Source organism: Bacteroides acidifaciens, assembly GCF_903181435.1.
In the GTDB taxonomy this organism is placed as follows: domain Bacteria; phylum Bacteroidota; class Bacteroidia; order Bacteroidales; family Bacteroidaceae; genus Bacteroides.
Genome location: NZ_CAEUHO010000001.1, coordinates 998,024 through 1,010,595, shown reverse-complemented (window position 1 = coordinate 1,010,595; position 12,572 = coordinate 998,024). Strand labels below are relative to the sequence as shown.

Annotated in this window: 13 protein-coding genes; 3 read left to right on the top strand and 10 right to left on the bottom strand. The window is 47.1% G+C overall.

Annotation, left to right across the window (positions count from 1 at the left end; translation table 11 throughout):
- Positions 1-63: 63 nt before the first annotated feature.
- Entirely contained in the window at positions 64-1,185 is a 1,122-nt protein-coding gene (gene dnaN, locus CLIN57ABFB40_RS04055) for a DNA polymerase III subunit beta (protein ID WP_121766676.1), read from the bottom strand.
- A gap of 152 nt (positions 1,186-1,337) precedes the next feature.
- Between dnaN and CLIN57ABFB40_RS04050 the strand changes: the two genes are divergently transcribed.
- Positions 1,338-1,712 carry a DUF3127 domain-containing protein gene (locus CLIN57ABFB40_RS04050; protein WP_175628992.1) on the top strand — a complete coding sequence of 125 codons (375 nt, stop codon included), beginning with the start codon at positions 1,338-1,340 and terminating at the stop codon, positions 1,710-1,712.
- A 240-nt stretch (positions 1,713-1,952) separates the two neighbouring features.
- Here the strand turns inward: CLIN57ABFB40_RS04050 and CLIN57ABFB40_RS04045 are convergent, their stop codons facing one another.
- The 6 genes from CLIN57ABFB40_RS04045 to CLIN57ABFB40_RS04020 form a co-directional block, all read right to left on the bottom strand.
- On the bottom strand, positions 1,953-2,162 hold the full coding sequence (locus CLIN57ABFB40_RS04045) for a hypothetical protein (protein WP_175628991.1): 210 nt from the start codon (positions 2,160-2,162) through the stop codon (positions 1,953-1,955).
- Between the two features lie 98 nt (positions 2,163-2,260).
- Positions 2,261-3,835: a DUF3352 domain-containing protein gene (locus CLIN57ABFB40_RS04040; RefSeq protein ID WP_175628990.1), complete on the bottom strand. Its 1,575-nt coding sequence runs from the start codon at positions 3,833-3,835 to the stop codon at positions 2,261-2,263.
- 83 nt (positions 3,836-3,918) lie between these two features.
- The gene (locus tag CLIN57ABFB40_RS04035) at positions 3,919-4,677 is read right to left on the bottom strand and encodes an MBL fold metallo-hydrolase (protein ID WP_175628989.1); all 759 of its coding nucleotides are present in this window, start codon (positions 4,675-4,677) and stop codon (positions 3,919-3,921) included.
- 9 nt (positions 4,678-4,686) lie between these two features.
- A complete protein-coding gene (gene murB, locus CLIN57ABFB40_RS04030) occupies positions 4,687-5,676 on the bottom strand; it encodes a UDP-N-acetylmuramate dehydrogenase (protein WP_175630334.1) in 990 nt (329 codons plus the stop codon).
- A gap of 37 nt (positions 5,677-5,713) precedes the next feature.
- Positions 5,714-6,562, bottom strand: a complete 849-nt coding sequence (locus CLIN57ABFB40_RS04025; RefSeq protein ID WP_175628988.1) for a DUF4348 domain-containing protein — start codon at positions 6,560-6,562, stop codon at positions 5,714-5,716.
- Entirely contained in the window at positions 6,562-7,515 is a 954-nt protein-coding gene (locus tag CLIN57ABFB40_RS04020) for an NAD-dependent epimerase/dehydratase family protein (RefSeq protein ID WP_024987167.1), read from the bottom strand. The genes CLIN57ABFB40_RS04025 and CLIN57ABFB40_RS04020 overlap by 1 nt, the downstream gene beginning before the upstream one ends.
- Before the next feature lie 135 nt (positions 7,516-7,650).
- On the opposite strand from CLIN57ABFB40_RS04020, the gene kbl reads away from it, so the two are divergent.
- Positions 7,651-8,838, top strand: a complete 1,188-nt coding sequence (gene kbl, locus CLIN57ABFB40_RS04015) for a glycine C-acetyltransferase (RefSeq protein WP_175628987.1) — start codon at positions 7,651-7,653, stop codon at positions 8,836-8,838.
- 79 nt (positions 8,839-8,917) lie between these two features.
- A complete protein-coding gene (locus CLIN57ABFB40_RS04010) occupies positions 8,918-9,328 on the top strand; it encodes a DUF2721 domain-containing protein (protein WP_175628986.1) in 411 nt (136 codons plus the stop codon).
- 64 nt (positions 9,329-9,392) lie between these two features.
- Here the strand turns inward: CLIN57ABFB40_RS04010 and CLIN57ABFB40_RS04005 are convergent, their stop codons facing one another.
- From CLIN57ABFB40_RS04005 to CLIN57ABFB40_RS03995, 3 genes are all read right to left on the bottom strand, one after another.
- Entirely contained in the window at positions 9,393-9,872 is a 480-nt protein-coding gene (locus CLIN57ABFB40_RS04005) for a ferritin (RefSeq protein ID WP_175628985.1), read from the bottom strand.
- Positions 9,873-10,013: 141 nt separating this feature from the next.
- Positions 10,014-11,174 carry a diaminopimelate decarboxylase gene (gene lysA, locus CLIN57ABFB40_RS04000; RefSeq protein ID WP_175628984.1) on the bottom strand — a complete coding sequence of 387 codons (1,161 nt, stop codon included), beginning with the start codon at positions 11,172-11,174 and terminating at the stop codon, positions 10,014-10,016.
- A 77-nt stretch (positions 11,175-11,251) separates the two neighbouring features.
- Positions 11,252-12,571, bottom strand: a complete 1,320-nt coding sequence (locus tag CLIN57ABFB40_RS03995) for an aspartate kinase (RefSeq protein WP_175628983.1) — start codon at positions 12,569-12,571, stop codon at positions 11,252-11,254.
- Position 12,572 lies beyond the last annotated feature (1 nt).

Below are 12,572 nucleotides of genomic sequence, written 5' to 3'. Positions count from 1 at the left end.
ATTTAATAATAAATATTCAAATTTATCCTCTGTGTCCTCTGCATCCTCTGTGGTGGATTAACATTAATCGTTCAGCATCATAGGCATCAGCAACATCAACAAGTCTTCGTTCTCTTCCTGTTCCACAGGAATGATTACGCCGGCACGTGACGGGTCTGCCAATTCGATGATTACTTCGTCTGCCGAGATATTGTTCAAGATGTCAATCAGGAAGGTAGACTTGAAGCCGATACTCATTGCGGCACCTGCATACTGGCATACCTGGGTTTCTTCGGCAGAAGTAGAGAAGTCGATGTCCTGCGCTGAAATCACAATCTGGTTCTCCTGCATACGGAGCTTAATCAAACTGCTCGCTTGTGACGAGAAGATAGACACACGGCGCAGAGCTCCTACCAACTGCTGGCGGTCTACGGTCAGCTTGTGAGGGTTGTTTTGAGGAATCACCGAGTTGTAGTTCGGATAACGTCCTTCGATAAGACGGCACACCATGCGGTACTTTTCAAGCATGAATACGGCGTTGCGTTCGTCAAATTCGATAGTTACGGTTCCCTGTTCTTTCGGCAGAAGGTTCTTGAGCAACGTAGCCGGTTTCTTCGGCAGGATGAAGGCTGCGCGTTCGTTGCCTTTGGCAGCCAACGTCTTGCAACGCACCAGTTTATGACCGTCCGAAGCCACCATCGTGATGTCTTCTGTGGTAATATCGAAGTAAATACCGTTCATTACAGGACGAAGTTCATCGTCGGCTGTGGCAAATACGGAACGGTTGATACCACCCAGCAATACTTCTGCGTCCATTTCCACACGGACAGCGTTGTCACCCAGTGTAGCCGACTGCGGGAATTCATCCGCGTTCTGCCCCATCAGGCTGTATTTTCCGTTTTGGTACTGCACTGTGATTTCGTAATTCTCCGGATTGATGTCGAATGTCAGCGGTTGTTCCGGTATTTCTTTCAGTGCATCAAGCAGTGTTTTCGCTACTACGGCAAAACGCCCGTTTGTATCGCCATTCACTTCGACGGTAGTCACCATCGTTGTTTCGCTGTCGGATACGGTCACAGACAATGTTCCGTCTTCCAGTTCGAAGAGGAAACAATCGAGAATAGGCAGCGCATTTTTTGAATTAATCACACGGCTGATGGCCTGTAAATGGCTGGAAAGAGCAGTACTTGAAACGATAAATTTCATATATTTTCGTGTATTTAAGTTTTAAATGTTCTATCGCACAAAGTTACGAAAAAAGATTCGTGCCACCCAACAAAACAAAAGAAAAAACAGAGTTTGTGTGAGGGATATTCCTAAAAAATCGTAACTTCGCCGCAGAATTAAAATTAATCGCAATGGAATTTACAGGAAAAATTATCGCTATACTCCCCCCGAGAGGCGGAGTTTCAAAGACTAGCGGCAACGAGTGGAAATCACAAGAGTTCGTTATCGAAAACCACGACCAATACCCGCGCAAAATGTGTTTCGATGTATTCGGCGCGGACAAAATCGAGCAGTTCAACATTCAGATGGGTGAAGAACTGACCGTATCATTCGACGTTGACGCCCGCCAGTGGCAAGACCGCTGGTTCAACAGTATCCGTGCATGGAAAGTTGAACGTGTCGGCGCAGGTGCTCCGATGGCTCCGGGTGCTCCCGTTCCACCGCCGGCTCCGTCAGCTACTCCGGCTTTCACTCCGGGCGATGTAAAAGACGACCTGCCGTTCTAAACCGAAAGTATTCCGCTTGACGATACAGATAAAAAAACTCCCGGTGAGAATGATTTTTGCCGGGAGTTTTTTTTATGCCCACACTTTGTAAAGATTCCGCCGCGGACAGAACAGGCTTCACCCCGGGGATGAACGGCAGTCTGCTGCGGGACGGGAAAAATCAGCCGACGGGTTACGGTAGGAATCAGGCAACATCAAACACAACACTTCTCCTTTTCTTAGAATTCCGTTTTCCTTTTCTCAAAATCCCATCAGCAACAGCAGCAGTTTTTTCTCTTTCTTTTTCTTTCTGTTTTTTATATTCTTTTCTTTTATATTCTCTTCTCTTGGGTTATGTTTTTTTTTGGGGGGGGTACGCCCTGCCAGAAGGCGTTTCAGAAGTTTTTTTTGACGCAAAAAAGAGGCATACTTTTCGACTAGTTTTTTGTAGGTTTTCCATAGATATTCCATTGGGTTTTCTACTTTTCAAATCCGGTAATTCTTAGTTGAAACGTCCCCTTCTGCCACATAGAAAAACAGACTGTCGGATAAGATCTCCAAGCTGGATTTTACTCGGCTTTATACCACAAAACGATATTGGGATACACCACTCCATCGGCACAGGAGAACTGGGCAAAAAGTATAAAATTGCGAAAAAAGCCGGAGTTGCGCAGGAAGAAATCCGGCACGAAATGGACTTGTTTTTCCGCCTGATGGAACAGGTGGTCGAAGTCTGCCATCAGCATGAAATGATAAGAATCGGAGAGGCTATCCATTCCCGCCCGATACGCTATCGCTCCATCAAGTACATCGCCTTTATCCAACTGGCGTATGTAGCGCGCCAGGCTGTCTTCATCGGGAGCCAGCAATAGACGCCCGCCATAGAATACGGCATACATATGCGATGTCGGTTCCACAAAAGTGGTTAGTTGCGTAAACAACGTTGTTTGAGGTAAGCGATAGACGGGATATACCTTATTGGCGGTATAACAAAAAGTTATACGAGGCATCTTCACCCCTTCTTCGGCAGGAGCTGAGTTGACAAGTAAGCGCAACATCCGTTCCGCTTCCGTCACGTCCAGCACAGACAGACTCAGAACAGCCGCCGCCCCCTGCAGCGTGTCTTCCCGTTGAAACAGGCAGGCCACCAAATCGTGTCCGGTATTCTCCATCAGATAGCGCGATAACTCCCGGTTTCTTTCCTGCACCTCGGCAGTACGGCCTGCGGTCGCATATGCCTGCATGTCTCCGTAAGAGAGCAAGGACGCCCAGTCCGTGATGCTTTGTCTGCTGAAATAAAAAGCGGTAGAAGGCAACACTTCACCCGGAAATCCTTTCACGGATTCCTGTTGGCGGAGCAGGTTGATAAAGTTAAAGCAGGTATCGGCGTCATGGCTGACTCCTGTAAAATAAATAAAATCGTCCTTCATCTTCATATCGAACTCCGTCCATCCCATCATGCCGTTCACACGAGTGTATATAGTGGCAACAGTCGTACTTTTCTTCGGAGCAAGCACTCCCGTGAACGTAGGGTCGTCCGCCAGTGAACCGCCTTTCTTATAGACATCAATGACGTCTTCCACCAGTTTCTTTTGAAAACTCAGCGCCATGAAATCGGGTGTCAGGTAGCAGGCAAGGAAATCACCGTCCGACAGGGGGTAAATCATTATTTCCTCTCCTTTGTAGTCAAACTTCTTCGGTGGGTAGAGCGGCGAGATGTATTTCTGCGTGAATCTGTCAATCAATTCCCTGTCTCCATTTCCCAAACGGCAATAAAGCACTTGATTACGGTCGTTATCCGGCTCGTGGAAGCTAATCAACATTTGATTCATTTGCCGGCTCAAGCCGTGGGGACTGTCTTCCGAAAGTGCATAGAGTGACTGTTTTAGGTAAGAGAAAAGTTTGGAGACATGTAGATATTCGTGGTTCTTGCTACACGTCAAACCGTCTATTTCGGTGACAAACTCGAGCACGTCATCGGTTGCAAATACTGCGGAAGCGGTGGTCGGCACCAGTTCGTAGAGGTTGAAATCCTTCTGCCCTTCGGCTGCCGACAGTTTGAAAAAAGAGTATAATGCGAAACCTGCGCACAAGAGTACAACAGAAGAAGTGACCGCTATTTTCACTATCGTACGAAGTTTCATAATATTCGCTGTTTATCGGTTAGGTGCAAAAATAATAAATTCTACAAAGAAAACAAAACTTTTGCTAAATATTTCGCCGACAATCAGAGATGGATTTCCAATCCGTCATATGCCAGGTGAATATCGTCCGGGAGCTCCCGTTCAACCTCGGCATGCAAACCCATATCATGGCTCATATGTATAAAGTAGGTTTTCTTCGCCTGAATACGCTGCGCGACTGCCAATGCTTCTTCCAAGCTCTGATGCGTGGGATGCGGGGCAATCCGTAGTGCATTCATTATCAAAACATCTATCCCCGCCAATTGTTCAAAAGATTCTTCGGGCATGGTCAACATATCGGTGATATAACCCAGCTTCCCGATGCGGTAGCCCAGAATCGGCAAGCGTCCGTGCATCACGCGCAGGGGAAGCGCCCCGGTCTGATTTATGGAGAAGCGCTGCCCCGGTTCTATTTCCTGCAAAGGGATGTCGGGCACGCCGGGATAACGATGGTCTACGAAACAATAGGGCATGCGCAGTCGCAATGCTTTCGCTACATATTCTTCGGCATAAATCGGCACGGAACCGAAGCGGCAGAAGGGACGCAAATCATCCAGTCCGCCTACGTGGTCGTAGTGCTCATGCGTTATGAGCACGCCGTCTATCCGTTCGTAAGGGAGATGCAATACTTGTTCCCGGAAATCGGGACCGCAGTCTATCAGTATCCGTGCGTCGTCTGTCTCTACGATGGCGGATGCACGCAAACGGTTATCTTTCGGGTCGGCAGAAGTACAGACTGCGCATGTACAGCCTATTTGGGGCACTCCCGTCGATGTTCCACTTCCTATGATTCTTACTTTCATTTCTCGTTATCAGACAAAATTTACTTCGGGATGAATGTCGATGCCGAACTTCTCACGTACGGAAGCTCTCACTGCATCCGAAAGCGCAATAATGTCACTGCCTTTCGCTCCGCCCCGATTCACAAGGACAAGTGCCTGTTTATCGTGCACTGCCGCAGGGCCCAGGGCTTTTCCTTTCCATCCGCATTGGTCTATCATCCATCCCGCAGGGATTTTGACCCGACTATCGGACAGTTCGTAATAAGGTATCTGCGGATATTCTTGTTGCAGTTCCAGCAGTTTTTCTTTAGGAACGATGGGGTTCATAAAGAAACTGCCTGCATTTCCCGTCACTTTCGGGTCGGGCAGCTTGCTTTCGCGAATGCCAATGATTACTTTCCGGACTACCGACAGCGTCAGTGCAGGGTATTTGCCAAGTTCCTGGCGGATGGTTCCGTAGTCCAATGTGTAATGTTCTTCCTTGCTAAGCCGGAATCGCACGTAGGTGACAAAGACCGACTTATTCTCAGGACGCTTGAAGATGCTGTTGCGGTAGACATATCCACATTCTTCTATGGAGTAAACACGTTGGTCACCTTGAATGTTCACTGTCTCTACGGCGGTTATCAGGTCTTTCACTTCGACACCGTAGGCTCCGATATTCTGCACGGCGCTCGCTCCCACTTCACCGGGAATCAAGGAGAGATTTTCTGCTCCATACCATCCGTGTGCCACGCAGAATGCCACGAAGTCGTCCCATACGACGCCCGCCCCTACCCGCACGGATACGGTGCGCTCATCTTCTTCCGTCACTTCGATACCTTTGATGCGCGAATGGAGTATCAGCCCGTCATAGTCTCTGGTAAACAGCAGGTTGCTGCCGCCGCCTATATGCAAAAAAGGTGTCGTAACGGCACCTTGCACAATCTGTTGTTGCAACTCTTCAACTGAAGCATATTCTAAAAAACGGGCGGCACTGACATCAATGCCGAATGTATTGTGAGACAAAAGGGAGTACATCATCTATACTGTTTTAGGGGTTACATACTTTTAAGAGTTATATGCTTGTATCTTCAAATTTATACAGTTTCCATTCTCCGGCTTTCCGGCGGAAATAAAGGATGTTGGAAAAACCGTTGCCGATGCCCTTCAATGCCAGGATTTTCATCGTGGAGTTATCGGCGTTCCGTTGTCCGTAGTTGATGTTGGAAAGGCGTTCGGAAGGCAGTTCGGGCTTGAAGGCAAACCATTGGTTCAGGTCGAGACTCGTTTCCAGTATGGAGAAGTCATCGTCCGGGTCGCTGGTGACGAAAGCCAACGGGTCATTCACACGCTGACTCTGAAAAAGGCTGTCAGTGGCAAAACGACCGAAAAACTCGACAAAGTTCTCGTTGTCATTCTGCTCGATAGGGCGCAGGTTGATTGCTTCCAGTATCCATGCGCCTTTGATACGCTCAAAATAATATCGCTTCATCATCCGTGTCTTGACAAATATCCATTCGACCTGTACAGACGTGAGCGAGGTGTCTCCTACCAAGTCCATGTCTTCTTCCTTATCAAACAAGAGCGTATAATAGTGTTGTTTGGTAAACAAGTTGTCGTGCTTCCAATGATGTTCGTCGATTTCCGACTTTTTTTCTCCATTGTAGTAGGGCAACGGGAATTTCACACGCTGACGCTGTAACACTTCATCGGAAGCAAAATTATAGATAAAATCGTCGAAAGATTCGTCAGCCTGTATAGGCTGCGGCTCTTCCGGCAATTTATCTTCGGGGATAGAATCGGCTTGATGCCGGATTGAATCCACCTCTTGAGTAATAGATGCGAAGGGGTCAATCTTGTTTATCTTGTTGCCACAAGAACCCAGCATGCTGAGCAATATGACCCCTGCGATTAGTTTTTTCATTATTTCAATTTCTCTCTTAACTTTTCAAGCATATCCACTGTCATGCTTTCCAAATCGTAAGCCGGCTTCCACCCCCACTCTTCACGAGCACAAGTGTCGTCCAGGCTATCGGGCCAACTGTCGGCGATGCGCTGCTTCAAGGGGTCGATGTCATAAACCATCTCGAATTGCGGCACGTGCTTCTTGATTGCCTGATAAATCGTCTCCGGGTCGAAACTCATAGAGGCGATATTGAAAGCATTGCGGTGTATCAATTTTGTCGGGTCGGCTTCCATCAGCGTAATGGCTGCGTTGAGCGCATCCGGCATATACATCATATCCATCAGGGTGCCTTGTTTGATGGGGCACACGAATTTCTCTCCTTTTACTGCCGAGTAATAAATATCGACAGCATAGTCGGTGGTTCCGCCACCGGGAGGCGTCACGTTCGAGATAATGCCCGGAAAACGGACAGCGCGAGTGTCGACACCGTATTTGTTAAAATAATAGTCGCTCAGCAACTCTGTGGTTACTTTAGTGACTCCGTACATCGTACGAGGACGCTGGATAGTGTCCTGCGGTGTTTGTGTATGCGGCGTTGTCGCACCGAAAGAACCGATAGAACTGGGAGTGAAAACAGCGCATCCTTGTTCGCGCGCAACTTCCAGTACATTCCATAACCCGTCGATACCGATTTTCCAAGCCAGCTTGGGCTTCGACTCTGCCACGACCGACAACAGCGCGGCAAGATTATAAATCGTATCAATCTGATACTCTTTCACCACAGAAGCGATAGCTTCTGCATCCGTCACATCCGCAATAGCTGACGGCCCGGACTCTTTCAACTCTCCTTTAGGTTCTGCACCCGGGATGTAACCAGCTACTACATTTGCATTTCCGTAACGTTTACGTAGCTCCATCGTTAGTTCGGAGCCTATCTGTCCAGTGGCTCCAATAATCAAAATGTGTTTCATTTTTTCTTCGTACTTAAGTTGTTAAGCTAAATAGCGCACAAAGTAAGCACTTTTTTTTTAGATTTTAATCAAAAAGACATTGTTATTCCAAGAAAAATGATGTCCTTTGTAATCGAACTTAATTACTCAAACACTATGTACGGTAAAATGCAAGAATTCCTCAGCCAGACATTGGCTGAAATCAAGGAAGCCGGGCTTTACAAAGAAGAACGACTGATTGAAAGTGCGCAGCAAGCTGCCATCACTGTAAAAGGTAAAGAAGTACTGAACTTCTGCGCTAACAACTATCTGGGACTGTCCAATCACCCACGACTGATTAAGGCGTCCCAAGAAATGATGAACCGACGCGGATACGGTATGTCGTCCGTCCGTTTCATCTGTGGAACACAAGATATACACAAGGAACTGGAAGCCGCTATCTCTGATTATTTCCAAACGGAAGATACGATTCTGTATGCTGCCTGCTTCGACGCGAACGGCGGGGTATTCGAACCGCTTTTCACCGAAGAGGATGCCATCATCTCGGATTCACTGAACCATGCTTCTATTATCGACGGTGTACGTCTGTGCAAGGCTAAACGGTATCGTTATGCCAATGCGGACATGAAGGACTTGGAAAAATGCCTGCAAGAGGCACAGGCACAGCGTTTCCGCATTGTCGTGACCGATGGTGTGTTCTCTATGGACGGCAACGTTGCTCCGATGGACCAGATTTGTGACCTCGCCGAGAAGTATGACGCGCTGGTGATGGTGGACGAGTCTCACTCTGCCGGTGTGGTAGGTGCTACGGGACATGGCGTAAGCGAACTATACAAGACTCACGGACGTGTGGATATTTATACCGGTACATTAGGCAAGGCTTTCGGCGGTGCGCTGGGCGGATTTACTACCGGCCGGAAGGAGATTATTGATTTGCTGCGCCAACGCAGCCGTCCGTACCTGTTCTCCAACTCATTGGCTCCGGGAATTATCGGTGCAAGCCTTGAGGTATTCAAGATGCTGAAAGAGAGCAATGCACTGCATGACAAGCTCGTTGAAAACGTAAATTATTTCCGCGACAAGATGACAGCTGCGGGATTCGACATCAAGCCGACTCAGAGTGCTATCTGTGCTGTGATGCTGTATGACGCGAAGTTGTCGCAGATTTATGCCGCACGTATGCAGGAAGAAGGTATCTATGTGACGGGATTCTATTATCCGGTGGTTCCGAAAGAACAAGCACGTATCCGCGTGCAGATTTCGGCAGGACACGAGAAGGAACATCTCGACAAATGTATCGCTGCCTTTATCAAAGTAGGTAAAGAACTCGGCGTACTTAAATAAAACATTTTCATATCTTCCGTTGTTTGTATTGTAAGCATAAGATTGCGGCAATATAACAACGGAAGATTTTAATTTACTCATGGAAGAACTGACTCTCACTACTCCTACCCTGCTTTTCTCAGCAGTTTCTCTGATTTTATTGGCTTATACCAATCGTTTCTTATCGTATGCACAGCTCGTACGCCAACTGCGCGACCGCTACATGGAGAATCCTTCGGATATCACCGTAGCGCAAATCGAGAATTTACGGAAACGGTTGAATCTCACCCGCACGATGCAAGGGTTGGGGATCGCAAGCCTGCTTCTCTGTGTGGTCAGCATGTTTTTTATCTATATCGGGTTGCAACTGCTCTCTGCCTATGTGTTCGGAGTGGCTTTGTTGTTGCTTATCGCTTCTCTTGGCGTATCTTTCCGTGAAATACAGATATCCACCCGTTCGCTGGAAATTTATCTGGGAACGATGGAGAAAGGGAAAAAGAATAAAAAGTAAAAAAGCCGCCCGGAATAAATCCGGACAGCTTTCTCTTCATATATTTATAATATATGCTTTATTATCAACGTTGTCCCAATTGCGAGTCAACAAAGAAGATTCCTGTAGCTCCGGCTTTCTTGATTTTATCAACGATTCCCTGTGCAGTAGCTTCTTCTTCTACCTGTTCGCGAACGAATCCCCACAGGAAGTCCTGGGTTGCTTTATCTTTTTCAGCGGCAGCTACGTCAACCAGTTTGTCTACCAAGGCAGAAACATGGCATTCGTGCTTGTAAGCATGTTCGAATACTTCCAGCGGAGTGCCCCAGCCGTTAGGTACTACGTCTATTTTGTCAACAGTTGCGGTTCCACCACGTTTGATGATATAGTCGGCCATAGCATAAGCATGTCCCATCTCTTCTTGAGATTGTTTCTTCATCCAATGTGCAAATCCACTGAAACCTTCTTTCTCAAAGTAGAAAGACATTGCCAGATACAGATTAGCGGACCACATCTCAGCTGTAATCTGTTCATTGATTGCCTTTTGTAATTTTTCTGAAATCATAATCGTATTTTTTATTAAGTTGTTAATGTAGTTTCTTATTGAACTCATTACAAAAATAACAGGATTTCAGTTAAAATTGTTCCATGCTCTCTGCATTTTTAAATTACATTCACACTTTGAGTACAGAAGCTCATTTTTTAATTACACCAGTTCGTCGGAAGTGTATCCTTTCGGAAGCTCGCGGCAGTTATAGCCGGACGCCATGATTTCACCATATGCGCCTGCCGAACGAAGGGCTATCAAGTCGCCGCGCTTCACTTTGTTCAAGTCGATTGCCTTGCCGAAAACATCGGACGATTCGCAGATAGGCCCTACTACATCGTAAGCTTCTGTCGGTTCTTCGGATGTAATATTTTCCATTTTATGGTAGGCCTGGTATAGGGCGGGGCGAATCAAGTCGGTCATGCCTGCGTCGAGGATGGCGAATTTCTTCTTTGCTCCTTGTTTGACATACAGCACTTTGGATATTAATGTGCCGCATTGTCCGACTACCGCACGTCCTAGTTCGAAATGCAAAGTCTGGTAAGGACGCAGTTTCAGTTGCCCGGCGTAGGTGGCAAAATATTCTTTGAAGTTCGGGATTGGCTGTCGGTTGGGATGTCCGTAGTCAATGCCGAGTCCGCCGCCTACGTTGATGTGTTCCACCAGGATACGGCGGGCTTCGAGTTTGTCCTGCAGTTCATTGACACGGTTGCAGAGGGCGATAAAGTCGCCCATGTCGAGAATTTGAGAACCGATATGGAAATGAAGTCCGATGAATTTGATGTTCTTCATTTCCAGTGCTACGTCAATCACTTTGTCCATATCCTGCATGCTGATACCGAATTTATTTTCTGCCAGTCCGGTAGTGATGTTGGCATGGGTATGCGCTCCGACATCGGGGTTGATGCGGAAAGCGACATTAGCTATCTTGTTCTGGGCAGCTGCCAGTTCGTTGATGACTTCCAATTCGGGAATGGACTCTACGTTGAAGCAGAAGATGCCGTATTCCAATCCGAGGTTGATTTCCCAGTCGGCTTTGCCTACTCCGGCAAAAACGACTTTGTTGGCGGGGAATCCGGCACGGATAGCGGCGCGGATTTCTCCACCGCTCACACAGTCGGCACCTATTCCGCTCTCACGGATGATAGTAAGCACTTTCGGGTTGGCATTTGCCTTTACCGCATAATGCACTGAATAATTAGGATATTTGGCAACCTCGTGGTTTATGGCCGACAATGTATCACGCAGCACCTTGGTATCGTAATAATAAAAAGGGGTCTGCAAAGTACGGAACTTATCGATTGGAAATATTCCTTTCATAATTCGGGAAACTTGTTTAGTTAGTTAAAAAGAGCGCTTTTATCAGGTTGGTAAAAGCGCTCGTATTATTTGCGGAATTATTTATTGTTGAAAAGCATGTCGCTGAGCGACTGTAACGCTCTCTTCTTGTCACACTCACGAATGAGGAAGGAGATGTTGTAGTTGCTTCCGCCGAAGGAAATCATTCGCACCGGTATGTCGCGCATCGCGTCGAGCGCTTTTGCTTCAAAACCGACGTTTTCCCATTCAAGGTCACCCACAACACAGATGATACACATTTCTTTATCAACGGTCACTGTTCCGTATTTTTTCAGGTCATCGAGGATTTCGTTCAGATGCTTGGTGTTGTCGATAGTGACGGACACACCGACTTCTGAAGTACAAATCATGTCGATGGAAGTCTGATAGCTTTCGAAGATTTCGAATACCTTACGCAAGAAGCCGTGGGCAAGTAACATACGGCTGGATTTGATTTTGATAGCCGTAATGTTTTCCTTCGCTGCTACTGCCTTGATTTTGCCTTTTTCCGTATCGTTGGAAATCAATGTGCCAGGAGCTTCCGGGTCCATGGTGTTCAACAGACGTACAGGGATATTGGCATATTTGGCAGGCTGGATACAGGTGGGGTGCAGGATTTTTGCACCGAAGTAAGCCAACTCGGCCGCTTCTTCAAAATGAAGCTGACGAACCGGGGCTGTCTTGTCGACAACACGCGGGTCGTTGTTGTGCATACCATCGATGTCTGTCCATATCTGGATTTCGGAAGCGTTCACAGCAGCACCAATCAGGGATGCGGTATAGTCGCTACCACCACGTTGCAGGTTGTCTATCTCGCCGTAAGCGTTGCGGCAGATGAAACCTTGTGTGATGTAGATTTCCATATCCGGATAGAGGTCGAGCTGAGTCTGCAACTTCTCCTTAATATATACAGGGTCCGGCTCTGCGTTCTTGTCAGTGCGCATGAATTCCAAAGCCGGAAGCAAGACTGACTTCACGCCACATTCCTGCAGGTAGAAGTTCACCATGGCCGTAGAGATAAGCTCGCCTTGCGCCAAAACCACTTTCTCTTCGAACAGGGTGAAAAGGTCTTTCGTATAGGAGCGGATGTAGTCGAAATGAGATTTGATGACTTCAAGACCTTTCTGTTTATATTCCTGAGTGGCGAAAAGTTCATCAACATGCTGTTTGTATTTAGTTTCCAGCTTATTGATAATCTCGTTGGCACCCTCCGGATTCTTCTTATACAGATAGTCCGAAATTTCCACCAATGTGTTTGTCGTGCCTGACATGGCTGAAAGGACAACAATCTTCTGTTCACCATCGGTAATCAATTTGGCTACTTCCTTCATGCGCTGAGCAGAACCTACGGAAGTTCCTCCAAACTTTAAAACTTTCATT

Excerpts from the sequence above, each read along its gene's own strand:
- CLIN57ABFB40_RS04025 (WP_175628988.1), bottom strand. The coding sequence starts at position 6,562 with ATGAAAAAACTAATCGCAGGGGTCATATTGCTCAGCATGCTGGGTTCT.
- dnaN (WP_121766676.1), bottom strand. The coding sequence starts at position 1,185 with ATGAAATTTATCGTTTCAAGTACTGCTCTTTCCAGCCATTTACAGGCC.
- CLIN57ABFB40_RS04040 (WP_175628990.1), bottom strand. The coding sequence starts at position 3,835 with ATGAAACTTCGTACGATAGTGAAAATAGCGGTCACTTCTTCTGTTGTA.
- CLIN57ABFB40_RS04045 (WP_175628991.1), bottom strand. The coding sequence starts at position 2,162 with ATGGAATATCTATGGAAAACCTACAAAAAACTAGTCGAAAAGTATGCC.
- CLIN57ABFB40_RS04020 (WP_024987167.1), bottom strand. The coding sequence starts at position 7,515 with ATGAAACACATTTTGATTATTGGAGCCACTGGACAGATAGGCTCCGAA.
- CLIN57ABFB40_RS03995 (WP_175628983.1), bottom strand. The coding sequence starts at position 12,571 with ATGAAAGTTTTAAAGTTTGGAGGAACTTCCGTAGGTTCTGCTCAGCGC.
- CLIN57ABFB40_RS04050 (WP_175628992.1), top strand. The coding sequence starts at position 1,338 with ATGGAATTTACAGGAAAAATTATCGCTATACTCCCCCCGAGAGGCGGA.
- CLIN57ABFB40_RS04005 (WP_175628985.1), bottom strand. The coding sequence starts at position 9,872 with ATGATTTCAGAAAAATTACAAAAGGCAATCAATGAACAGATTACAGCT.
- kbl (WP_175628987.1), top strand. The coding sequence starts at position 7,651 with ATGTACGGTAAAATGCAAGAATTCCTCAGCCAGACATTGGCTGAAATC.
- CLIN57ABFB40_RS04010 (WP_175628986.1), top strand. The coding sequence starts at position 8,918 with ATGGAAGAACTGACTCTCACTACTCCTACCCTGCTTTTCTCAGCAGTT.
- CLIN57ABFB40_RS04035 (WP_175628989.1), bottom strand. The coding sequence starts at position 4,677 with ATGAAAGTAAGAATCATAGGAAGTGGAACATCGACGGGAGTGCCCCAA.
- lysA (WP_175628984.1), bottom strand. The coding sequence starts at position 11,174 with ATGAAAGGAATATTTCCAATCGATAAGTTCCGTACTTTGCAGACCCCT.
- murB (WP_175630334.1), bottom strand. The coding sequence starts at position 5,676 with ATGTACTCCCTTTTGTCTCACAATACATTCGGCATTGATGTCAGTGCC.